Origin of the sequence: Arthrobacter sp. ISL-65, from assembly GCF_018613795.1 — a bacterium.
Lineage (GTDB): Bacteria > Actinomycetota > Actinomycetes > Actinomycetales > Micrococcaceae > Arthrobacter.
Window position 1 is genome coordinate 342,249 of record NZ_JAGGPN010000020.1, and the last position, 21,543, is coordinate 363,791.

A 21,543-nucleotide genomic window follows, 5' to 3' on the forward strand; every position below is an offset into this window, starting at 1 on the left:
CTAATCAATCCGGCCGCACCCTTACTTTTTTGCTGCCCTTACTTTGCTAGTCGTCGAGTGGGGCCTTCACGACACGGCCGTCCGGCGCCGCATTCGGTGCCGGCAGGGAGTTGACCGTCGCGTAGATGGTCTCGCCCCTGATGTCGACGTCGGCCGTGAGCACTCCCGGAAGCACCACCGTCTGCTCGCTTGAATGTGCAGACAGCCTCAACACGCCCTTACCGAACAGGGATGCGACGTACACATGCCCGTTGTCGTCCATGTCCAGGCCGGTGGGTGACATCACGTCATCGGCGAACAGCTTGACGCGGCCGTTGTGGGGATTGACCTTGTACACCGCTCCGCGGGCACCCAGTGCCGGGTCCTCCGGTCCGCCGGGCAGCACGGAGACGTAAAGCCAGCCGTCCGGTCCGCGCTCGACGTCGGTGGGCACGGGCTCGAAGCGGTAGGTGTGGCCGGCGATGCAGCCCGGAAGTTTCAGGGCCGCGGCGTCCTTGGCGGTAAACGTGTGCGGCCGGGCCGGCAGCACGGCTACGGTTTCGGCCTCGCCTGACTTTACGTCGACCGACACGATGCTATTGGCCCCGGCGTCGGCAACGTAGATGGTGCTCCCGTAAACCTCGATTCCGTAGGGATGCGAATCGATGTGGCCCTTGTAGGAGACCTCCACGTCCTTCGGCAGCTTGGCAGCGCAGGCGGCGGGAAGGTCCTTGAAGCCGTAGCTCGTGCCGCCGTCCGCATTGTGCTTTACCTCCAGGGCAGCGAGGTCGCCGAACGTGCGGTGCTTGCCGTCGGCGCCGATGCTTCTGATGTGTCCGGCCAGCGGTCTCGGATCCATGGGGCCGGCGCCCTGGCTCTCGGCCAGGTAAATGGTGCGGCCGCCGCGGTCGCTGCCGGCCACGTCCCAGGCTGCGTTCCCGTAAACCATCGACTTGCTGCCGTCCCGGGCAATTTTCGTCAGCTTCCCCGCGAATTCCTCACTGACCAGAACGGAACCGTCCGGTCCGTCGCTGAGGTGAAGCGGGCTCAGCAGGCCTTTGGTGAGCACGGTCGGCGGGGACTGGCTCCCTGCTGCCTTGCCTGCCGGGGCTGCGTGGCCCGCCGGGGACGCCGACAAGAGGAGTGAGGCAGCCGCGACAGCCGCCAAAAGTGCTCGTTGCTTTTCCATGCCGTCTCCAATGTCTATGGTGCGCATCCAAAACATTGAGACCGATATGTGGTCCGAAAATCGGGTCCCCCGACGCGCGTATTCTAAGCCCGGCTTTCGGGGCCTGTCGATGGGCCGGTGTTGACTTTGGAACGTCGCTCCGGGCTGTGGATTAGGACTACTCAAAAAGTTCCGGGTGGTTGCTGACAGGGCTAATAATGTCAGACCCCCTCCACAGACTGGTTCCATGGAAGCCATTGGGTGATTCACCGCAGACCGGGCCGGACGGCCCGGTGCCGGCGGGTGGGCTACCGCCGGCGCCAACGCCCTTCAAAGCACTCCTGCTGACGGCGACGCCCGCGTCCGCGAGGGGGACGTGGTTGATCAGGTCCTGGCGCTGCTGACATCTGACGCGATCACCGCCGAGGACACGGGGTTGTGGGGTTTCGGGCGGGCCGCGGATTTCGCGGACCGGCTCGAGGAGCTCTCCCAGGGTGGAGCACCTGCAGGTGATGGCCGCGGGCGCAGTGGACCGGTCCCGCACCGCCGCCCTCACCGCCGCAGCATCACCCCTCGTCCCCGTCCCCGTGGCTGACCCCTCGCCGGCGGACGACGGGTCCCGGAACAGCGTCGAGTTCCTGCAGGCCAGGCTGCCTCGGCTGCACCATCCCCGCGCCCTGGTGCGAAGCGCACCACATCACCTACTGGTCCCGGGGCGGACCCACCGGCACCGGCAACGGCGTCCTGTTCTGCAGCCGTCACCACCACCTCATCCACAAAGAACACTGGACCATCGACGTCACCGGCGAAGTGCCCTGGTTCAAACCGCCGCCGGAACTCGACCCCCAACGAAAACCACGCCGCAACAACTACGTCCGCTCACGACCCCAAAAGGAATGAACGGGAGCTGGCAGTCCCGCATCACCATCCGGCTGGCTATGATCAGACCATGCGCGCCCACCCATCTGCTGCAGACGTGACCGGATACCTGACCGAGGCGGTGGCACTGGCCGAACGGAATGTCGCGGCCGGCGGCGGGCCCTTCGGCGCTCTGGTGGTTACAGCTGACGGTAACGTCCACGAAGGGGTCAACCGGGTCACCCGGGACAACGATCCCACCGCCCATGCTGAGGTGGTGGCTATCCGGACCGCCGCCAAGGAGACCCGGAACTTCGACCTTAGTGGCGCCGTTCTGTACGCCAGCTGTGAGCCATGCCCGCTGTGCCTCGCCGCAGCGCTCTGGGCGCGGATCGACCGGGTGTACTTCGCCGCCGACCGGCACGGCGCAGCCGCCGCGGGATTCGACGACGCCGTCTTCTACGAATACTTCGGCGGCACACGGCCCGAACTGCTGCCGGTCAGCCATACCCAGGTCCCGACGTCGGGCGCCCCGTTCGATGCCTGGCGGAGCAACGCCGGACGCACCGACTACTGATGCTCGCTACCCGGCGAGCCTGCGGGGAAGCCTGCCCACGCCCTCAACCAATTCGCTTTGGTCCCTGCACAGGGCAATCCGGATCCAGCCCTCGCCGATGGAGCCAAAGGCTGTTCCGGGCGCAAAGGAGACGCCGGCCTCGGCGAGGAACTGCTTGACCCAGGCCCGGACGTTTCCGCCGCTCACATGCGAGACGTCCGCCCACAGGTAGAACGCCCCCTGCGCGCTCAGGAAGGGAATGCCCTTCTCAGCCAGCACAGCGGACGCCGCGTCGCGGTTGGCCCGGTAGTGCGCGTGGGCCTGCGACACATAGTCCTGCGGACCGGTTAACGCGGCGAGCGCCGCGTACTGGGACGGCGACGCCACGCAGGAGACAATCGCCTCCATGACGTTATTCATCCGCTGCTCCAGGCCGGGCGGGCAAATCAAGGCCCCGATGCGCAAGCCGGTGAGCCCATACGTCTTGGACAGCGTCAGTGACGTGAACACCCGCGCCTCGCCGGGGCCGGTGCTGTCGAACCGGGCAGGACTCACGTGGGGGACGTCGAACGTGAAGGCCTCGTAGCACTCGTCCGAGATGATCCACAGGTCACGGCGGCGGGCCAGTTCCACCAGTTCCCGGGTCAGATCTTCACGGAGAACGGCGCCCAAAGGGTTCGACGGCGAGTTGAGCATCAGCACGCGCGTCCGGTCCGTGATGAGCGCCTCGATGTCCGCGATCCGGGGCTGGAAATCTTGGGCGGGATACATGGGATACTCCACGGGCACGGCATGCAGCAGCCGGCTGGTCATCGCAAACGTGGGATAGCCGGGATTGGGGATCAGGATTTCATCGCCGGGGGCGAGCAGCAGGCTCATGGCGAAGTGCAGGCCCTGCTGGGCGCCGTCCACCACATATACGCGGTCCGCCCCGATATCTACGCCGGACTGCTCCCGGAACCTGGTCGCGAAAGCCTCCCGGAGAGGCGGGATGCCGGCGTTCGGAGTGTAGTTGGTCTCGTCACGGTCCAGGCATGCGATACCCGCATCCAGGACATGGCGGGGGAGCGGGAACCCGGGCTCCCCGATGCTCAGGATCAGCGCCCCAGGGGTGCGCCACGCTGCCTCGGTGATCTCGCGGATCTGGTTCACGGGTACGTCGCGTATGTGCGCGGAAAGCTCGGGCATGACTGCCATCCTAGCGCCGGGCCCTGCCGCATCGCCGATGCGTCCCGATACCCCGGCCGCGTGCCCGATATACTGATAGGCGTGCTTTCTGGACTAGTAATAGTGGACAAGCCGCAGGGATGGACCAGCCACGATGTGGTTGGACGGATGCGGCGGATCGCCGGTACCCGGAAAGTGGGCCACGCGGGAACGCTGGATCCCATGGCCACCGGCGTGCTGGTGCTCGGCATCAACAAGGCCACTCGGCTTCTCACGTACATTGTGGGCACGTCCAAGACCTACACGGCCACCATCCGGCTGGGGGAATCCACCATCACCGATGACGCCGAAGGCGAAGTTGTCAGCCGGGCGAGCGCCGCGTCCCTGACCGAGGACGCCATCCGCTCCGGCGTGGAGTCCCTAACCGGGGAGATCCAGCAGGTGCCCAGCAGCGTCAGCGCCATCAAGGTCAACGGTGAACGCTCCTATGCCCGCGTCCGTTCCGGGGAAGATGTCCAGCTGGCTGCCCGGCCGGTCACCATCCACCGCTTCGACATCCACGGAATCCGCCGGGAGCAGGTCACCGGACACGACACAGATGTCATGGACGTCGACGTGACGGTGGAATGCTCCTCGGGCACGTACATCCGTGCCCTAGCCCGGGACCTCGGTAACTCCCTCGGCGTCGGCGGGCACCTGACCGCATTGCGTCGCACCAACGTGGGACCGTACTCGCTGGACCAGGCACGCACCCTCGAGCAGCTCGCCGAAGACCTCGAAATCCTCGAGATGTCGCAGGCGGCCAGGGCGCTTATGCCCAACCGGGAGCTGAGCGCCGATGAAACCACTGAGATTTCCTTCGGCCGGCGCATCGCGGCCGGAGCCGCTGCGGGCACACCGTCCGCCGCGACAGCGGAAAAGCCCGCGGCCGCGTTCGCGCCTGACGGATCGCTTGTGGCGCTGCTCGCGGACAGCGGAAGCTTCGCCAAACCCGTGCTGGTCTTCGCCCCGGGAACGGGACCCGGCGGCTCCAACAGTTCCGGCACAGGCGGTTCCGGCGCAGGCCCAGGCGTTCCTGACGGTTCGGGTGCCGACGGCGGCGGGCAGGCCTAGCGTTGGACGCCTATTTCTACATCATCCTGGGAGTCGGCCTGCTGTCCACGCTCATCTGCGTGGCGGCCGGCATCATGAAGAAGGCTCCGAACGACGTCACCATCCTCTCGGTGGCGGCCGTCGAACTGGCCCTGTTGGTCTACCTCGTGGGCTCGATCGTGCGGGTCATCGCGGGGGAACAGATCGCGGGAGAGGCCTGGGAATTCTGGGGCTACCTCGCCACCGCGCTCCTGCTGCCGGTAGCCGCGGTGTACTGGTCCATCCTGGAACGGACCCGCTGGAGCAACTTTGTCCTGGCGGCCGTCGGCGTTACCGCCCTCGTCATGGCCGCCCGCATGAATCAGATCTGGTACTGAAGTGGAAGAAGCACGCAACGTGACTGATACGTCCAAACACACCGGCAAGCGCCCCGCCGACACGAGGAACACCGGTCCCGGCCGGCTCCTCATCGCCGTCTACGCCATCTTTGCCATTTCGGCCACCGCCCGGGCCGGCTACCAGATCCTCACCAAGTTCTCCGAAGCCCCGCTTGCCTACCTGCTGTCCGCCTTCGCCGCCGTCGTCTATGTGGTGGCCACGGTGTCGCTGGCCAAGGCTGGCCGCACCTGGTTCAAGGTTTCCCTGGTCGCCGTCCTGGTGGAACTGGTCGGCGTCATTGTCGTGGGGGCGCTGAGCCTGTTCGACTCCGTGCAGTTCCCGCACGAAACCGTGTGGTCCGCGTTTGGCCGCGGCTACGCCTTCGTTCCCTTCATCCTGCCGATTCTGGGCCTCATCTGGCTCTACCGACGGCGGCCCGCAGCCCCTGCCGCCTAGGAACCTGTTCCGGACTGCCGATACGGGACACGGCCGGTTCAGGAATACCGCCGGTCCAGTGATCCTGCCGCCTGATCTAACGGTACTCGTCGGGCAGGTCCACCTCGATCAGCTCGCCGGGCGTCACCGACCGGTGCGAGGGTGGCGCTGAATCGTTCGTCTGCCCTGAACTGTTCGTATTCGGTGCCGGACCGGACCGCGTGGATGGTTCCTCGTCCTGCCCGGTCAGCGGAGCCTGCTGCGGCTGCGAACCGCCGCCAAGAATGCCGCTCAGGATATCGCCAAGGCCGCCCGAACCAAGTCCTCCTGAACCGAGCCCGCCCGCACCCTGTCCGCCGGAACCAAGCCCGCCGAGGCTGCCACCCAGAATTCCCCCGAGGATGCTTCCCAGGTCAATTCCGCCTCCACCGGCAGGGGAGGGCTGTGCGCCGGAACCCTGTCCGCCCCCGAGGACCTTTTTGGCCAGGTAGGACATCACGATCGGAGCGAGGATCGGCAGCAGCTTGCGGACAAGGTCCCCGCCGACACCGCCGAGGTTCGCTGTCCCGGCAAGCCGGTTGGCCACCTGGTCCTGCTGGCCGCCGAAGACGTGGTCAACGATCTTCTCGCCGTCCTTAGTGTCCACCTGCGACGGGTCCACGCCGCCGTCGGCCAGTCCATTCCGGTGCCTGGCCAGCTCGGATTCCAGTGCAGCAGCGCCATCCGGCGCCTAGACGTTGCTCTGCATTCCGGCAAGCAGCGTCGGCACGGCGGCTTCTACGGCAGCCTGGGCGGATGCCGCATCAGTCCCCAGCAGGGACGCGATCTGCTGGACAGGGATCTGTCCCAATAACTCCTGGATATCACTCATGCGTGGCTCCTTCCGGCCCGCTGATCTCGCAGGCGATCCGTGCGCTTAAGACGCGAATGAAACTCAGAAAGCTCAGGGCAGTGCTGCCCGGGCCGATGCCTTTGCATCCTAGCGGGGCGTGCCTGCAGACGGTAGGCCCGCCGGGCTGCCCCCAGCGCGTTTGCCAGGCCACCTGGCCCGCCGTAACCCGGGCGTCCGTGACCGGCAGGGATTGCAGGTAACCTTAGAGAGTTCCGGCCCCGGCGCGCCGGAAGCAAGTTCTGGCAGGCAGTAAAAGGCGAGGTTGATGGTCCACATCTGGAATGATCCGACCGAGGTCCCCGAAGACTTTGGTCCTTCCGTTGTCACTATCGGCAATTTCGACGGCGTCCACCGCGGCCACCAGCAGGTGCTGTCACAGCTCATCAGGACCGCGCGGCTGAACAACGCCAAGTCGGTTGCGGTGACGTTCGACCCCCACCCGGCCCTGGTCCATCGGCCGGAAAGCGCGCCTGAGCTGATCATGGGCCTGCAGGACAAACTCCAGGCCCTCGGCGAGCTCGGACTGGACGCCGTTCTGGTCATGAAGTACTCCTTGGAGCTCGCCAGCCTTACCCCGGAAGAGTTCGTCGGTTCGGTGCTAGTGGACAGCCTCCACGCCAGCTACGTTGTCATCGGCCACGACACCCGCTTCGGCAAAGGTAACTCCGGGGACCTGAATACCATGCAGGATCTGGGGGAGAAGTTCGGCTTCGAGGTGCTGGTGATCAGCGAGTTCGGCTCCGAAGGCTTCCCGCTGCATGACGACGGCGGGACGGACCGCCGTTGTTCCTCCACCTGGGTGCGCGAAGCGCTCCGGGAAGGAGACGTCGGCACCGCCGCCGCGGTCCTGGGCCGCGCGCACCGGATGCGGGGCGAGGTGGTCCACGGAGCCGCGCGCGGCCGCGACCTCGGTTTCCCCACTGCCAACCTCTCCAGCGACGCGAGCGGCCTGATTCCGGCGGACGGCATCTACGCGGGCTGGCTCGTGGACGAGGCGGGGACGCGCTGGCCTGCCGCCATCTCCGTTGGCTCCAACCCCACTTTCGACGGCGTGAGCCGCCAGGTGGAGGCTCATGTCATCGACAGGCCCGAAGAACGCATCGAGGACTTCGATCTGTACGGCCAGACAGTAGTTGTGGAGTTCGCGGCCAGGCTCCGTGGCATGGTGGCATACCGTGGGCCTGAAGCCCTCGTGGAGCAGATGCGCCAGGACGTCCTGCAGACGCACGACATCCTGCTCAAGCGCTGACCCGCCTGCACCCCTGGGTCTGCAACACACAGTCCCGCATCACACAGTATTGGCAAGGAAGGCGACGCTGTGACCGTAGAGAAGAACACCAGGAAACTGGACAAGGGCATTGTGCGTGATTTCAGTTCCCGCATGAGTTACGCGTCCTACCTTCAGCTGCCCACGCTGCTCAGCGCCCAGCAGCCCGTCAGCGTCCCGGAACACCATGACGAATTGCTCTTCATCATCCAGCACCAGACCACGGAGCTGTGGCTGAAGCTTGTGCTCCACGAGCTCCGCAGTGCCGCCCAGTGGCTGCGTTCCGATGACCTCGGTTCGGCCCTGAAGGGCATCGCGCGGGTCAAGCACATCCAGAAGACCCTCACCGAACAGTGGTCCGTCCTGGCCACGCTGACACCAACCGAGTACGCGGAATTCCGCGGGTTCCTGGGCAACTCATCCGGATTCCAGTCCAGCCAGTACCGTGCTGTGGAGTTCGTGCTGGGCAACAAGAACAGGAAGATGCTTCCCGTCTTCGAATCCGACCCCGAAGCCCACGCCCTGCTGACCGAAGTCCTGCACGCGCCAAGCATCTACGACGAATTCCTCGCGTACCTTCACCGCCAAGGCTTCGATGTTCCCGAGGAGGTGCTCAACAGGGATGTGACCCGGGCGCATGAGTTTGAGCCAGGGCTGGTGCCTCTCTTCAAGCACATCTACGAAAACGCCGCGCAGAACTGGGGAGCGTACGAGGCGTGCGAGGAACTCGTTGACCTGGAAGACAACTTCCAGCTGTGGCGGTTCCGGCACCTGCGCACCGTACAGCGCACCATCGGCATGAAGACGGGCACCGGCGGCTCCACCGGGGCGGCGTTCCTGCAAAAGGCCCTTGAGCTGACGTTCTTCCCGGAGCTGTTCGCCGTGCGTACGGAGATCGGACAGTGACCGCCCTGGATGGCTCGGGTGACCTGACCGCCCAAGCAAGCGAGGCCCTGCTTCAAAAGGCCACGCGCCTCGATGCCGAAGACCGCCTCGCCCGGTACCGGGACCTGTTCGTCGGCGCGGACACCGAGCTGTCCTACCTCGACGGCAACTCCCTGGGCCGCCCGCTGAAGCGGACCGCGGGTGACATAACCACCTTCATCCAGGAGGGCTGGGGCGGTCGCCTGATCAGGGGCTGGGACGAGGAATGGCTGGACATGCCCCAGGCCCTCGGCGACCAGCTGGGGCGAGCGGTGCTGGGCGCCGCCGCCGGCCAGACGATCATCGCCGACTCCACCACCGTGGTGCTGTACAAGCTGATCCGGGCAGCCCTCGCCGCCGTCGGAGACCCGGCGCGGACAGAGATCGTGGTGGACACGGACAACTTTCCCACCGACCGATACCTCGTCGAAGGCATCGCCAAGGAGGAGGGGCTGACCCTGCGCTGGATCGAGGCGGATCCCGCCTCCGGTGTCCACCTCGATCAGGTGAGGGAGGCCGTGGGGCCGGCCACCGCCGTCGTCCTCCTCAGCCACGTGGCCTACCGTTCCGGTTACCTGGCGGACCTGCCGGCCATCACCGCGGCAGTGCACGACGCCGGCGGGCTGGTGGTCTGGGACCTGTGCCATTCCGCCGGGTCAGTGCAGCTTCAGCTGGACGCCTGGAACGTTGACTTTGCCGCGGGCTGCACCTACAAGTACCTGAACGGCGGGCCGGGCTCGCCCGCCTTCGCCTACGTCAACGACCGGCACCTGCCCGGACTCGCGCAGCCCATCTGGGGATGGATGGGCCGGAAGGACGCGTTCGAGATGGGGCCCGGCTACGAACCGGCCGCCGGTATCCGCGGTTTCCTGAGCGGCACGCCGGCCATCTTCGGAATGATCGCCATGCGCGGCACCCTGGACCTGATTGAAGAGGCCGGCATGGCCGCCATCCGCGAAAAGTCGCGGCAGCTCACCGCCTACGCCCTGGAACTGCACGATGCCTGGCTCGCGCCGGCTGGCGTGAGGCTTGCCACGCCGCGGGATGCCGACCGCCGCGGAGGCCACATCACCGTTGACCATCCCGCCTTCCGCGAGGTGACTGCGGCGCTGTGGGAGAAGGATGTTATCCCGGACTTCCGGGCGCCCCAGGGCATCAGGATTGGACTTTCGCCGCTGAGCACAGGCTTTACCGAACTTCACCGCGGCATGGCGGCCATCCGGGACCTGCTTCCGGAGGCCTGAACCGCAACCCCGAACGCGCTGTTGCCGTTTCGACAAGATTGCAACACGCCCGGTAAACTAAGCGGTGGATCCGGCTGCAGTCCGTGGTTGCTGGGTCCTGCCTGTTCGGAATCTTCATCGGAATACCGTCCGGCACCCCCGGCAGTGAATTACTGATTCGGGCCTCACGGCACATCTCTAGGAGTTATTGTGGCACTTGACGCCGCCGTAAAGCAGTCCATCATCAAGGATTTCGCAACGTCTGAGGCCGACACCGGTTCGCCGGAGGTTCAGATTGCGGTTCTGACTCAGCGGATCAAGGATCTGACTGAGCACATGAAGGAGCACAAGCACGACTTCCACACCCAGCGCGGTCTGCTGGCCATGGTTGGTCGCCGCAAGCGCATGCTGACTTACCTGAAGAACACCGACATCGCCCGCTACCGTTCGCTCATCGAGCGTCTCGGCCTGCGCCGCTAGTCTGGTTTGGAGGCGGCCCTTTCCTCCCGGAACGGGCCGCCTCGTCAGTACATAAAAACTAAACAGGAGGATCAACCGCATCACGCATTCGCGGTCCTCGGTAGTGATCCCCGGGAAGCTTCGCTGACTGAAGCAAGCCCGTGGGTCTCGATCGATGACCGGGTGCAGGGCCAGTAGACAGATGCTGGCTGGGTTGATGCGGCTGGACTTCCGTTAAACAAGAAACGGAGGTGACTCTCTTGGAGGGTCCCGAAATCCAGTTCTCAGAAGCAGTCATTGACAATGGCCGCTTTGGCAAGCGTGTAATCCGCTTCGAAACCGGCCGCCTTGCCAAGCAGGCAGCCGGCGCAGCCATGGTGTACATCGACGAGGACACCGCGCTCCTCTCCGCCACCACCGCCGGCAAGCACCCGCGTGAAGGCTTTGACTTCTTCCCCCTGACGGTGGACGTCGAAGAGCGCATGTACGCCGCCGGCCGCATCCCGGGCTCGTTCTTCCGCCGTGAAGGCCGCCCGTCCACGGAAGCCATCCTGGCCTGCCGCCTGATGGACCGCCCGCTGCGCCCCGCGTTCGTCAAGGGCCTGCGCAACGAGGTCCAGATCGTCGTCACCGTCCTGGCGATCAACCCGGACGAGCTCTACGACGTCGTTGCAATCAACGCCTCCTCGATGTCCACCCAGCTCTCCGGCCTGCCGTTCTCCGGCCCGATCGGCGGCGTCCGCGTTGCCCTCGTCGCCGACGAGCAGGGTTCGCAGTGGGTTGCCTTCCCGAAGCACTCCCAGCTCGAGAACTCCGTGTTCAACATGGTTGTGGCCGGCCGCGTTGCCGGTGACGACGTCGCCATCATGATGGTCGAAGCCGAAGCCACGGACAACTCCTGGAGCCTCATCAAGGAACAGGGCGCCACCGCCCCCACCGAAGAGGTTGTTTCCGAGGGCCTGGAGGCTGCCAAGCCGTTCATCAAGGCACTCTGCGAAGCGCAGCAGGACCTGGCTGCCCGCGCCGCCAAGCCCACCGTCGAGTTCCCCGTCTTCCTGGACTACCAGGACGACGTTTACGCCGCCGTCGAGGCTGCTGCCGCGGAGAAGCTCACCGCTGTCTTCCAGATCGCTGACAAGCAGGACCGCGACAACGCAGCGGACGAGCTGAAGGACGAGGTTGTTGGCTCCCTGGCCGGGCAGTTCGAAGGCCGCGAGAAGGAGCTGTCCGCAGCTTTCCGTTCCGTGACCAAGCACGTGGTCCGCCAGCGCATCCTCAAGGACCAGATCCGCATCGACGGCCGCGGCCTGACGGACATCCGCCAGCTCACCGCAGAGGTCGAGGTCCTGCCCCGCGTTCACGGCTCCGCCATCTTCGAACGTGGCGAAACCCAGATCATGGGCGTCACCACGCTGAACATGCTCAAGATGGAACAGCAGATCGACTCGCTGTCGCCGGTCACGCGCAAGCGCTACATGCACAACTACAACTTCCCGCCGTACTCCACCGGTGAGACCGGCCGCGTCGGTTCCCCGAAGCGCCGCGAAATCGGCCACGGTGCCCTGGCCGAGCGCGCGCTCGTGCCGGTGCTGCCGTCCCGCGAGGAGTTCCCGTACGCCATCCGCCAGGTGTCCGAGGCCCTCAGCTCCAACGGCTCCACCTCGATGGGCTCTGTCTGCGCCTCGACGCTGTCCATGCTCAACGCCGGTGTCCCGCTGAAGGCAGCCGTTGCCGGCATCGCCATGGGCCTGGTCTCCGACCAGGTGGACGGTCAGACCCGCTACGCCGCACTGACCGACATCCTCGGCGCCGAAGATGCCTTCGGTGACATGGACTTCAAGGTTGCCGGTACTTCCGAGTTCGTCACCGCCATCCAGCTGGACACCAAGCTCGACGGCATCCCGGCATCCGTGCTGGCAGCAGCACTGAAGCAGGCCCGCGAGGCCCGCCTCCACATCCTCGAGGTCATCAACGCCGCGATCGACACCCCGGACGAGCTCTCCGAGTTCGCGCCGCGCGTTATCGCCGTCAAGATCCCCGTGGACAAGATCGGCGAGGTCATCGGCCCCAAGGGCAAGATGATCAACCAGATCCAGGAGGACACCGGCGCGGACATCTCCATCGAGGACGACGGCACCGTCTACATCGGCGCCACCAACGGCCCGTCGGCAGATGCCGCCCGCTCCGCGATCAACGCCATCGCCAACCCGCAGGTTCCGGAAATCGGTGAGCGCTACCTGGGCACGGTCGTCAAGACCACCACCTTCGGCGCCTTCGTGTCCCTGACCCCGGGCAAGGACGGTCTGCTGCACATCTCCGAGCTGCGCAAGATCGCCGGGGGCAAGCGCGTGGACAACGTCGAGGACGTCGTCTCCGTGGGCCAGAAGATCCAGGTCGAGATCACCAAGATCGACGACCGCGGAAAGCTGTCCCTGTCTCCGGTAGTGGCTGAAGAGGAAGGCGCTGGCGACGCCGAGCGCGTCCACGCTTCAACTCCGGCAGAAGGCTCGGACGCTTCCGAGTAGTTCCAGGCTCCGGCTAGCTGCGTGCTGCCGGAACCCATAAAGGCGGGGCCGTTGGTTGTACCACCGGCCCCGCCCCTTTTAACCCACCCCAAACCCGCTTGCGGCGGCAAAACAGCCCACGTCAGAGCCACGCCGACGGCGGGGCCCGCTGGTACGATTGCAGGCAGATTTGGCTCCGCTTCCCGAAAGGCCTTGATGACTGTCGTACCCCTGCCGCTGGAGCAGAACTACCCCGGCGACACCCTGATCCACGGAGCCGACGGCGGTTCGGAAGTCCGCCGTTCGGTCCTCCCCGGTGGGGTCCGCGTCCTGACAGAGGCCATGCCGGGGCAGCGTTCGGCCACCATCGGGTTCTGGGTGGGGGTGGGATCCCGCGACGAGGCTCCCGGACAGCACGGCTCGACGCACTTCCTTGAGCATCTGCTGTTCAAAGGCACCAAGAGGCGCACCGCCCTTGAGATCGCTTCCGCCTTTGACGAGGTGGGCGGCGAATCCAACGCCGCCACGGCGAAGGAGAGCACCTGCTACTTCGCCCGCGTGCTGGATACGGACCTGCCCATGGCCATCGACGTCATCGCCGACATGATTACCGGCGCAGTGCTGGACCCCGCAGAGATGGAGCAGGAGCGGGACGTCATCCTCGAGGAAATCGCCATGGACAGCGACGACCCCACGGACGTCGCCCATGAACACTTCGTGGCCGCCGTTCTCGGCACCCATCCGCTTGGGCGGCCCATTGGCGGCACTCCGGACGCCATCCGCGCCGTGGCGCGTGACTCCGTCTGGGACCACTACCGCCGCTACTACCGCCCGGACGAGCTTGTGATCACCGCCGCGGGTGGCCTGGAGCACGACGTCGTCTGCCGGCTTGTGGTGGATGCCCTCCACTCAGCCGGGTGGTCACTTGAGTCCGGGTCGGCTCCCGTGGAGCGCCGCTCCACCGAGCGCGCAGAGATCACCGGCACCGCGGGCCTGCACGTGGTCACCCGCCCGGTGGAACAGGCCAACATCATCATGGGCTGTCCCACCATCGTGGCCACCGATGAGCGCCGCTACGTCATGAGCGTGCTGAACGCGGTGCTCGGCGGCGGAATGTCATCACGGCTGTTCCAGGAGATCCGCGAGAAGCGCGGGCTCGTGTACTCCACGTACTCCTTCGCCTCCTCCTACGCCGACGCCGGCTACTTCGGCATGTATGCCGGCTGCACGCCCACCAAGGTGCGCCAGGTCCTGGAACTCCTCGGCGCCGAACTCGACAGTCTCGCGGCCGGCGGCATCTCCGAAGAGGAGCTTCGCAAGGCGGTGGGGCAGCTCTGCGGCGGGATCGTCCTGGCCCTCGAAGACACTGGCTCCCGCATGTCGCGGCTGGGCCGCGCCGAGCTTGTCTCCGGTGAATACCAGGACATTGACGAGACCCTGCGGCTCATCAAGGCCGTGACGGCGGAACAGGTCCAGGAGCTGGCCAGTGAGCTGGCTGCGGCACCCCGGACCGTGACGGTGGTCGGCCCCTTCGACGAATCGGAAACCTTCGGGCTCTGAGTCTAGGAAGTTCCGGCGTAGGAGGAATGATGGACCAGCCGCTACCGGGCACAGCGCACGAGGCGCTCGAGATCTTCGTCGGGCGCTGGCTGGGAACCACCGAGCTGGCTGCCTCGCCGTGGGGTCCGGCACGTACCGCCACCGCGGAGGTGACATTCACCCGCGCCGCCGGAGGGTTCGCCGTCGTCCAGTCCTACCGCCACACCGAAGCCGACGGCACGCACTTTGAAGGGCACGGGGTCTTCACGGTGGATCCCGACCACGACGAAACGCTCTGGTATTACGTCGACAGCATGGGCAAGCCCCCGGCGGCGCCGGCCCGTGGTGCCTGGCACGACTCGACCCTCACGGTTGAGCGGCACAGCGACCGCGGCACCGCCCGTCACACCTTTCGGGTTGACCAGGGCGTGCTGACTCACACGGCCGAACTGCGGCTGGGGGAGGCCCAGGACTTCCAGCCGTTCATGACCTCGATCTGCCACCGCGCCTGAGGCGGGTTGCGAGCTAACTAGGCGGTGGTCAGCCAACCAGCTCGATGACCCGGGTCTGCGGGGAGCCGGACAGGGCCGGAGCGACGTCGGGGGAGTTCCACACATTTTCGCGCAGCTTGGCCAGGAAGCCTTCGGCCTGGTCACGGCGCTCAAAATCCAGTTCCAACACGATGGACCGGTCGTCCTCCACCGGGCGGCCGATCCGATGGGCTACGACGCCGGAGCCCGCACGGTCCGCGGGATCACGGTCAAAGGCCGCCTTCCACATGTCGAAGTCCTTGATGGCGTGTTCAATCTGCAGGGTGAACATTTTCGGTCTCCTTTGGCCTGCCTCCGCTCCATTCCTGGTGCATTCCATTCCCCGCGCGGTCCATGTCCGGCGCGGTGAAATGGCGAGGTAGTGCCATGGTAGGACCGGTCATCCTGCCGCACCACCCAGTGCGGTAGTACCCGACGCCGCACCACTCAACTAGGTACCAGCTGAGGGCGGTCCCACGGCTGGGAACGCCCTGTGCTGCTACACAGTTGAGTTAGCCGCCAGCGAAAGGCGGCAGGACGTCCACCACGTCGCCAACTACCAGGACGGTGGTCCGGTCCCGGACGGCGACCTCGTTCAGCAGGAAGCTGCTGCGGGCCAGGATCCTGTCCAGCGGCGGTGTCCCGGCCGGCGGTTCCGGACGTTCGACGTCGAGCACGGCGGCCAGGAGGGACTCCACCGTGGATCCGGCGGGAAGTTCGAAACGTTCTTCATCCACACCTGCCGCGGCGCGTGCGGCAGCGAAGTATCGTACGTTCAAGGATTAGCCTCCGATGGCGCTCATGCTGCGGTCCGGCTGGACGAAGTCCGGAGCGTCGAGTCCCACATGGTCCATGCCGTGGGCTTTGGGCTTCAGCCACATGGCATCCTGCCAGCGTTCGGCGAGCTGCTCGTCGCTGGCCCCTTGCCTCAGCAGGCCGAGCAGGTCGAATTCCTCGCGGGAGAAGAGGCAGCTCATGATCTTGCCTTCGGCGGTGATCCGGGTCCGCCGGCAATCGGAGCAGAACGGCTCGGTGACCGAGGCGATGATCCCCACGGTTCCCAACACCGGGCCGTCCGAACCGGCAGCGGCGTCCGGGTCAGTGGAACCGGCCGTCCGGCGTCGTACTTCAAAGCGTTCCGCCGGTGCGCCGTCCCGGGCACGCGGATCCGGGCTCAGCACGAACTCCTTGGAGAGGAGTTCGCGGATCTCAGCCGCGGTGATCATGTTCCGGCGGGTCCAGCCATGGTCGGCGTCCAGCGGCATCTGCTCAATGAACCGCAGTTCGTAGCCGCGCTCCAGCGCCCAGGCGAGGAGGGACGGCGATTCGGCGTCGTTGATGCCCCTCATCAGCACGGCGTTGAGCTTCACCGGTCCCAGGCCCGCAGCCCAGGCGGCGTCCACCCCGGCGAGTACCCGGTCCAGGAACGGCCGCCGTGTCAGTTTGGTGAAGGTTTCCTCGTGCAGCGAGTCCAGGGAGACGTTGATACGCGTCAGCCCGGCGGCCTTGAGGGCTGCAGCCTTCCGGTCCAGGCCGACGCCGTTCGTCGTCATGGAAATCGGAAGCTCGGGGTGCGCCTGGCGCAGGGCGCCAATGATGTCGGCGAGGTCGGCCCGGACCAGAGGCTCTCCGCCGGTCAGGCGCAGTTCGCGCACGCCAAGCAGGTTCACGCCGATGCCGACGATCCGCACGATTTCCTCGCCGGTCATGACTGCCTGCTTGGCCAGCCACTCCAGCCCCTCGGCCGGCATGCAGTAGGTACACCGGAGGTTGCATTTATCCGTGAGCGAGAGCCGCATATCCGTGGCCCTGCGGCCGTAACGGTCCGCGAGACCGGCGGGGGCGTCAGCCGGACGGGCGGGGACCCCCGCCAGGCGGGCAGCGGGAAGGGGCTGCGGACCGGAATCGGGTGCGCCTCCTTCGGGGAGCTGCGGCATGCCAAGCTGAACACTCATAAGTTCAGGCTACGCCACCCCGGGCCGCCGATCACACCCGCCTCGTTCCGTGACCGGCGGCTGCGGCTGCGGCACCGGATACAGAGCGGTCGCCGGGGATGACGGCAGTGCCGGAAAAGCTCTGCTGAACCTATGCTGGAAGGGTGAACGGGAGCCATGAGCCAGGCCGGCACCGGCGCCGGTGGGCGGCGGCCGCAGGCGTGGTGGCAGCCGGCACCGGACTCGTCGCGAGCGAACTCATCGCAGGCTTCGTCAGTCCTTCACTTTCCACAATGACCGCCCTGGGCGGCGCCGTCATTGACGCTGTTCCGCCGGGCGTCAAGGAGTGGGCCGTTTCCCTCTTCGGCACAGCGGACAAGCTGGCGCTGCTGGCCGGCATGGCGCTGGGTATCGCCGCTTTCGCTGCCGCGGCAGGCGTCCTCGAGCTGCGCCGGCGCTTCGCGGGTGCGGCTGTGTTTGCAGTCTTCGGTGTCGTGGGCCTGGCCGCGGTCCTGACGCGTGCCCAGGTGACCGCCGCCGCCGTCGTCCTTCCGCTGCTTGCGGGCGGGATCGGGATCGCGGTGCTGATGAAGCTCGTCAGGCGCTTTGCTGGCGCGCGGGGCGGGGAGACTGGCCCGGGACCGGCCCGTCGGGGCTTCTTCCAGCTGCTGGGAGGCACCGCCGCCGGCGTCCTGGTGGGCGGCGCCGTCGTCACCGTCTGGCGGGGCGGGGCCGCCGGCGTCAACGAGGTCCGCCGGACCCTGCGGCTGCCCGTGCCGAAGTCCCCGGCGCCGCCCGTTCCGGCCGGCGCTGACATCGGCCTGGCGGGAGTCACCCCGCTGGTCACCCCGAGTTCGGACTTTTACCGCATTGACACGGCACTGTCCGTTCCGGTGCTTGATTCCCGCGAGTGGAGGCTCAAGGTCACCGGCCTGGTGGAACGGGAGGTTGAGCTCACCTTCGAGGACCTGCTGGCGAAGCCACTGATCGAGCGGCACGTGACCATCGCGTGCGTGTCCAACGAGGTGGGCGGCGACCTGATCGGCAACGCACGGTGGCTGGGCTGGCCGGTGCGGGAACTGCTGGCGATGGCCGTCCCCAAGCCCGACGCGGACATGGTCCTGTCCCGAAGCTCCGACGGCTTTACGGCCAGCACTCCGCTGGAGGTGCTCACCGACCGCCGTGATGCGTTGCTGGCCGTGGGCATGAACGGCGAGCCGCTCCCGCTCGAACACGGCTTCCCCATGCGGATGATCGTCCCCGGGCTGTACGGGTACGTGTCCGCGACCAAGTGGCTCACCGAATTGAAGGTCACCAGGTTTGCCGACGACGTGGCCTACTGGACGCCGCGCGGCTGGTCAGAACGCGGCCCCATCAAGATCTCATCCCGGGTCGACGTGCCCCGGAACGGAGCCTCGGTCCCGGCCGGGAACGTGGTGTTTGGCGGGGTGGCCTGGGCGCAGCACACAGGAATCGGCAAGGTCGAGCTGCGCGTGGACCGGGGGAGCTGGCAGCCGGCCCGGCTTGCTCCGGGCATCTCGGTGGACACCTGGTACCAGTGGCAGCTCGGCATTGACCTGCAGCCCGGGCAGCACGAGGTCCAGGTCCGGGCCACGGACCGCAAGGGCACTGAACAGACCGAGGAACAGCGCTCGGTGGCGCCGGACGGTGCCACGGGCTTCCACACCATTAGAGTGGACGTGAAAACGTAGCCCACCTAAGGCCGGATTATGCACAGCCCTTCGCAGCCGCACGGCAATGCCGCCGTACGATCCGGCGCAACTGACGCCGGCGCTGCCGCCGCCACGGACGCCAGCGTCCGCGAGCGCAGCGCGCATGAACAGAACACCCACGATCACGGCGCCCACGATCACGGGACCCACAGGAGCGTCGCGGATCACCGCCGGGCGGTCAGGGAGCTCCTCGAACCGCTGCTGTCCCCGGAGCGGACCGAAAGGCTTCCGCTGGTCCAGGCCTTGGGCCGCGGTCTGGCGGAGGACGTCACTGCTCCGCTCAGCCTGCCCCCGTTTCCGAACTCCCAGATGGATGGCTTTGCCATCCGCTCCGCGGACGTGCCCGACGGCGGCGCGCGCCTGCGCGTCGCGGCTCCGGTTCCGGCGGGCGCACATCCCGCACCCCTGCAGCCGGACACCGCTGCCCCGATCATGACCGGTGCCATGGTCCCGGCCGGGGCAGACGCCGTCGTACCCATTGAACTGGCCGTCCCCTCCGTCTTTCCCACCGCAGGCGAAGAGGCTGAGGTGAGACTGCCGGCCACGGCTGCCGGGACGTTCATCCGAGCCGCCGGAAGCGACATCGAGGCCGGCCAGCAGGCCCTGGCCGCCGGAACCTGCCTGGGTCCCGCGCAGCTGGGTCTGCTCGCGGCGCTGGGGTTGCCGGAGGTCCTGGTCAACAAGCAGCTGTCCGTCCTGCTGGTCACCACCGGGGATGAGGTGGTGGAACCCGGGGAACCGCTGGGCGACGGCAAGATCTACGACGCCAACGGCACCATACTGGAGTCTGCGCTGCGGCAGGCGGGACTTGCCGTGACCAGGGCGGGCATTTCGGCCGACAGCCCGGACGCCCTGCGGACGCTGCTGCGCACCCACACGTCCGCGGTGGACCTGATTGTCACCACCGGGGGAGTCAGCAAGGGGGCGTACGAGGTGGTGCGGCAGGCCATGGACGGCCAGGACGTCGCGTTCCAGCACGTCGCCATGCAGCCCGGCGGCCCGCAAGGATTGGGAACGTTCGACGGCGTCCCCCTCCTTGCTTTTCCGGGGAACCCCGTCAGCTGCCTCGTCTCCTTTGAGATGTTTCTCCGTCCGGTGCTGGGCGAACTGTTTGGCGCCCCAGCGCCCAGGCCCGCAGTCCGGGCACGGCTGGCTCAACCGCTGTCTTCCCCGGCCGGCAAGCACCAGGTCCGGCGCGGGTCCCTGCAGGCTGACGGTGCAGTCCGGTTGCAGGGCGGCGAAAGCTCGCATTTGGTGCAGGCGCTGGCCCACTCCAACGCCTTGGTACACGTGCCAGTTGGCACTGCCGCTCTCGACGAGGGCGCCGAAGTGGAAGTATGGATGTTGTGACTGCAGAAAATGACCACGGCGCCCTGACTCATCTGCGCCGTGACGGCACGGCCCAGATGGTGGACGTCTCAGAAAAACCGGAAACCACGCGCGAGGCCACGGCCACGGCGACGGTCCGCAGCACCGCCGAGGTCCTCGCGCTGCTTGGCACCGGCGGCCTGCCCAAAGGCGACGCGCTGGCCGTGGCCCGGGTTGCCGGGATCATGGCGGCCAAGAAAACCCCTGAACTGATCCCGCTGTGCCACCCGCTCCCGATTTCAAAGGTGACGGTCGACTTTGAACTCGGACCGGAGACCGTGGACATCCTGGCCACGGTCAAGACCAGAGGTGTGACCGGCGTCGAAATGGAGGCCCTGACGGCGGCCTCCGTGGCGGCGCTGAGCGTCTACGACATGATCAAGGCGGTGGACAAGCACGCTGTCCTCACAGACATCAAGGTCCTGGCCAAGAGCGGCGGCAAGAGCGGGGACTGGGCCCTGTGAGCACCCCCGATTCCACAACCAGGGCACCTCACGTCCACGGCGAGGTGCAGGGCCGCAAGGCCGGCGTCGTGATTGCCTCAACGCGCGCAGCGTCCGGCGTCTACCAGGATGAGACCGGGCCGGTCATCACCGACTGGCTCACCGAACACGGCTTCGTGCCGTATCCGGTCATGGTGGTGCCCGACGGTGAAGCGGTGGGTGCGGCGATCCGCGCGCTCCTGACCCAGGGCCCCGCCGTCGTCATCACCAGCGGCGGCACCGGCCTGAGCCCGGACGACCGCACGCCGGAAATGACGCTGCCGCTGCTGGACCGCGAAATCCCCGGCATCATGGAGGGCATCCGCCAGGCCGGAACGGCCAAGACGCCGCACGCCATGCTCAGCCGCGGACATGCCGGTGCGGCCGGCCGGACTTTCATCATCAACCTGCCCGGATCACCTAAAGGGGTTATGGACGGTCTCTCCGTCCTGGACCCGGTGATCGGGCACCTGTGCGACCAATTGGAGGGCGGACATGGCCACTGAGGCTTCGTTCGAAGTAGTAACCGCGGTGCTCAGCGCCGGACCCATCTCCGTGGACCAGGCCATCGCCGCCGTGGAATCGGAGACGGCCGGAGCTGTGGTCAGCTTCAGCGGCGTGGTCCGAAACCACGACGGAGGGAAGCCGGTTGACCGGCTCAGCTACAGCGCCCATCCGACGGCCCGGAGGGTGTTGGACGAGGTCGTGGCGCAGCTGGTGGCCGAACAGGCCGCAGCGGCTGGAACGGAGGGTGCCGGCCCGGCTGGAACGGCCGGTGGCGCTGGTGCGGCTCCCCCCGTCCGGATCTGGGTCGCGCACCGGGTGGGGCCGCTGGAAATTGGCGACCCCGCCCTTGTCTGTGCCGTGGCGGCCGCCCACCGCGGGCAGGCCTTCGCCGTGTGCTCCGAGCTGGTGGACCGGGTGAAGGCGCAGGTGCCGATCTGGAAGGAACAGTTCTTCAGCGACGGCACCGTCGAATGGGTCGGGGCAGGGGAATAAGGGCCAGCAGCGCCGGGGAAAACGCCGTCCGCGCGTGAGGTAACGCATGTGCTCCG

The 21,543-nt window shown here is 66.9% G+C and carries 22 protein-coding genes and 2 pseudogenes; 18 read left to right on the forward strand and 6 right to left on the reverse strand.

The genetic code is table 11. The features are described 5' to 3' along the window. Nucleotides 1–46 precede the first annotated feature (46 nt). The gene (locus tag J7I85_RS09835; protein WP_214850742.1) at nucleotides 47–1,168 is read right to left on the reverse strand and encodes a ScyD/ScyE family protein; all 1,122 of its coding nucleotides are present in this window, start codon (nucleotides 1,166–1,168) and stop codon (nucleotides 47–49) included. Between the two features lie 355 nt (nucleotides 1,169–1,523). Between J7I85_RS09835 and J7I85_RS09840 the strand changes: the two genes are divergently transcribed. The 3 genes and pseudogenes from J7I85_RS09840 (at nucleotide 1,524) to J7I85_RS09845 (ending at nucleotide 2,582) form a co-directional block, all read left to right on the forward strand. Beyond that, on the forward strand, nucleotides 1,524–1,742 hold the full coding sequence (locus J7I85_RS09840) for a hypothetical protein (RefSeq protein WP_214850750.1): 219 nt from the start codon (nucleotides 1,524–1,526) through the stop codon (nucleotides 1,740–1,742). A gap of 65 nt (nucleotides 1,743–1,807) precedes the next feature. Further along, nucleotides 1,808–2,047 (forward strand): annotated as a pseudogene (locus J7I85_RS24995) (HNH endonuclease); the annotation flags it as partial. 49 nt (nucleotides 2,048–2,096) lie between these two features. Beyond that, nucleotides 2,097–2,582 carry a nucleoside deaminase gene (locus J7I85_RS09845; RefSeq protein WP_214850758.1) on the forward strand — a complete coding sequence of 162 codons (486 nt, stop codon included), beginning with the start codon at nucleotides 2,097–2,099 and terminating at the stop codon, nucleotides 2,580–2,582. A 6-nt stretch (nucleotides 2,583–2,588) separates the two neighbouring features. On the opposite strand, the gene J7I85_RS09850 is transcribed toward J7I85_RS09845, so the two are convergent. Beyond that, the gene (locus J7I85_RS09850; RefSeq protein WP_214850785.1) at nucleotides 2,589–3,749 is read right to left on the reverse strand and encodes a pyridoxal phosphate-dependent aminotransferase; all 1,161 of its coding nucleotides are present in this window, start codon (nucleotides 3,747–3,749) and stop codon (nucleotides 2,589–2,591) included. Nucleotides 3,750–3,830: 81 nt separating this feature from the next. On the opposite strand from J7I85_RS09850, the gene truB reads away from it, so the two are divergent. From truB to J7I85_RS09865, 3 genes are read left to right on the forward strand one after another with little or no spacing between them, the layout of a single operon-like run. Then, nucleotides 3,831–4,841, forward strand: a complete 1,011-nt coding sequence (gene truB / locus J7I85_RS09855; protein ID WP_214850796.1) for a tRNA pseudouridine(55) synthase TruB — start codon at nucleotides 3,831–3,833, stop codon at nucleotides 4,839–4,841. Nucleotides 4,842–4,843: 2 nt separating this feature from the next. Next, nucleotides 4,844–5,197 (forward strand): hypothetical protein, encoded by a 354-nt coding sequence (locus J7I85_RS09860; RefSeq protein WP_214850798.1) that lies wholly within the window; start codon nucleotides 4,844–4,846, stop codon nucleotides 5,195–5,197. A 1-nt stretch (nucleotide 5,198) separates the two neighbouring features. Further along, a complete protein-coding gene (locus J7I85_RS09865) occupies nucleotides 5,199–5,654 on the forward strand; it encodes a hypothetical protein (protein ID WP_374102453.1) in 456 nt (151 codons plus the stop codon). A gap of 76 nt (nucleotides 5,655–5,730) precedes the next feature. On the opposite strand, the pseudogene J7I85_RS09870 reads toward J7I85_RS09865, so the two are convergent. Continuing rightward, a pseudogene (locus tag J7I85_RS09870) lies at nucleotides 5,731–6,504 on the reverse strand (DUF937 domain-containing protein). A gap of 286 nt (nucleotides 6,505–6,790) precedes the next feature. On the opposite strand from J7I85_RS09870, the gene J7I85_RS09875 reads away from it, so the two are divergent. The 7 genes from J7I85_RS09875 (at nucleotide 6,791) to J7I85_RS09905 (ending at nucleotide 14,953) form a co-directional block, all read left to right on the forward strand. Next, nucleotides 6,791–7,774: a bifunctional riboflavin kinase/FAD synthetase gene (locus tag J7I85_RS09875; protein WP_214850808.1), complete on the forward strand. Its 984-nt coding sequence runs from the start codon at nucleotides 6,791–6,793 to the stop codon at nucleotides 7,772–7,774. A gap of 69 nt (nucleotides 7,775–7,843) precedes the next feature. Next, entirely contained in the window at nucleotides 7,844–8,698 is an 855-nt protein-coding gene (kynA, locus tag J7I85_RS09880; RefSeq protein ID WP_190606995.1) for a tryptophan 2,3-dioxygenase, read from the forward strand. A 5-nt stretch (nucleotides 8,699–8,703) separates the two neighbouring features. Beyond that, nucleotides 8,704–9,960: a kynureninase gene (kynU, locus tag J7I85_RS09885; RefSeq protein ID WP_251024184.1), complete on the forward strand. Its 1,257-nt coding sequence runs from the start codon at nucleotides 8,704–8,706 to the stop codon at nucleotides 9,958–9,960. A 189-nt stretch (nucleotides 9,961–10,149) separates the two neighbouring features. After that, entirely contained in the window at nucleotides 10,150–10,419 is a 270-nt protein-coding gene (rpsO, locus tag J7I85_RS09890) for a 30S ribosomal protein S15 (RefSeq protein ID WP_214850821.1), read from the forward strand. 239 nt (nucleotides 10,420–10,658) lie between these two features. Further along, complete coding sequence (locus tag J7I85_RS09895) at nucleotides 10,659–12,923, forward strand: polyribonucleotide nucleotidyltransferase (RefSeq protein WP_214851281.1); 2,265 nt, start codon at nucleotides 10,659–10,661, stop codon at nucleotides 12,921–12,923. Between the two features lie 195 nt (nucleotides 12,924–13,118). Then, entirely contained in the window at nucleotides 13,119–14,462 is a 1,344-nt protein-coding gene (locus J7I85_RS09900) for a pitrilysin family protein (protein ID WP_214850829.1), read from the forward strand. A 29-nt stretch (nucleotides 14,463–14,491) separates the two neighbouring features. Further along, nucleotides 14,492–14,953 carry a DUF1579 family protein gene (locus J7I85_RS09905; protein ID WP_214850831.1) on the forward strand — a complete coding sequence of 154 codons (462 nt, stop codon included), beginning with the start codon at nucleotides 14,492–14,494 and terminating at the stop codon, nucleotides 14,951–14,953. Nucleotides 14,954–14,981: 28 nt separating this feature from the next. On the opposite strand, the gene J7I85_RS09910 is transcribed toward J7I85_RS09905, so the two are convergent. The 3 genes from J7I85_RS09910 to moaA form a co-directional block, all read right to left on the reverse strand. Then, entirely contained in the window at nucleotides 14,982–15,263 is a 282-nt protein-coding gene (locus J7I85_RS09910) for a hypothetical protein (RefSeq protein ID WP_214850834.1), read from the reverse strand. Nucleotides 15,264–15,483: 220 nt separating this feature from the next. Beyond that, complete coding sequence (locus tag J7I85_RS09915) at nucleotides 15,484–15,750, reverse strand: MoaD/ThiS family protein (protein ID WP_214850841.1); 267 nt, start codon at nucleotides 15,748–15,750, stop codon at nucleotides 15,484–15,486. A 3-nt stretch (nucleotides 15,751–15,753) separates the two neighbouring features. Continuing rightward, a complete protein-coding gene (moaA, locus tag J7I85_RS09920; protein ID WP_214850853.1) occupies nucleotides 15,754–16,926 on the reverse strand; it encodes a GTP 3',8-cyclase MoaA in 1,173 nt (390 codons plus the stop codon). A 272-nt stretch (nucleotides 16,927–17,198) separates the two neighbouring features. Between moaA and J7I85_RS09925 the strand changes: the two genes are divergently transcribed. From J7I85_RS09925 to J7I85_RS09945, 5 genes are read left to right on the forward strand one after another with little or no spacing between them, the layout of a single operon-like run. Continuing rightward, entirely contained in the window at nucleotides 17,199–18,617 is a 1,419-nt protein-coding gene (locus J7I85_RS09925; protein ID WP_251024185.1) for a molybdopterin-dependent oxidoreductase, read from the forward strand. Nucleotides 18,618–18,635: 18 nt separating this feature from the next. Then, nucleotides 18,636–19,988 (forward strand): gephyrin-like molybdotransferase Glp, encoded by a 1,353-nt coding sequence (glp, locus tag J7I85_RS09930; RefSeq protein ID WP_214850880.1) that lies wholly within the window; start codon nucleotides 18,636–18,638, stop codon nucleotides 19,986–19,988. Beyond that, nucleotides 19,976–20,470 (forward strand): cyclic pyranopterin monophosphate synthase MoaC, encoded by a 495-nt coding sequence (moaC, locus tag J7I85_RS09935; protein WP_190607009.1) that lies wholly within the window; start codon nucleotides 19,976–19,978, stop codon nucleotides 20,468–20,470. Before glp ends, moaC begins: the two co-directional genes overlap by 13 nt. After that, nucleotides 20,467–20,994, forward strand: a complete 528-nt coding sequence (locus tag J7I85_RS09940) for a MogA/MoaB family molybdenum cofactor biosynthesis protein (protein WP_214850883.1) — start codon at nucleotides 20,467–20,469, stop codon at nucleotides 20,992–20,994. Before moaC ends, J7I85_RS09940 begins: the two co-directional genes overlap by 4 nt. Then, entirely contained in the window at nucleotides 20,984–21,487 is a 504-nt protein-coding gene (locus J7I85_RS09945) for a molybdenum cofactor biosynthesis protein MoaE (protein WP_214850899.1), read from the forward strand. Before J7I85_RS09940 ends, J7I85_RS09945 begins: the two co-directional genes overlap by 11 nt. The last annotated feature ends 56 nt before the right edge of the window (nucleotides 21,488–21,543 follow it).

Coding starts and splice junctions, on each gene's coding strand:
- J7I85_RS09910 (WP_214850834.1), bottom strand. CDS start 15,263: ATGTTCACCCTGCAGATTGAACACGCCATCAAGGACTTCGACATGTGG.
- J7I85_RS09875 (WP_214850808.1), top strand. CDS start 6,791: ATGGTCCACATCTGGAATGATCCGACCGAGGTCCCCGAAGACTTTGGT.
- moaC (WP_190607009.1), top strand. CDS start 19,976: ATGGATGTTGTGACTGCAGAAAATGACCACGGCGCCCTGACTCATCTG.
- J7I85_RS09850 (WP_214850785.1), bottom strand. CDS start 3,749: ATGCCCGAGCTTTCCGCGCACATACGCGACGTACCCGTGAACCAGATC.
- J7I85_RS09945 (WP_214850899.1), top strand. CDS start 20,984: ATGGCCACTGAGGCTTCGTTCGAAGTAGTAACCGCGGTGCTCAGCGCC.
- J7I85_RS09845 (WP_214850758.1), top strand. CDS start 2,097: ATGCGCGCCCACCCATCTGCTGCAGACGTGACCGGATACCTGACCGAG.
- moaA (WP_214850853.1), bottom strand. CDS start 16,926: ATGAGTGTTCAGCTTGGCATGCCGCAGCTCCCCGAAGGAGGCGCACCC.
- J7I85_RS09835 (WP_214850742.1), bottom strand. CDS start 1,168: ATGGAAAAGCAACGAGCACTTTTGGCGGCTGTCGCGGCTGCCTCACTC.
- glp (WP_214850880.1), top strand. CDS start 18,636: ATGCACAGCCCTTCGCAGCCGCACGGCAATGCCGCCGTACGATCCGGC.
- J7I85_RS09900 (WP_214850829.1), top strand. CDS start 13,119: ATGACTGTCGTACCCCTGCCGCTGGAGCAGAACTACCCCGGCGACACC.
- J7I85_RS09925 (WP_251024185.1), top strand. CDS start 17,199: ATGACCGCCCTGGGCGGCGCCGTCATTGACGCTGTTCCGCCGGGCGTC.
- J7I85_RS09905 (WP_214850831.1), top strand. CDS start 14,492: ATGGACCAGCCGCTACCGGGCACAGCGCACGAGGCGCTCGAGATCTTC.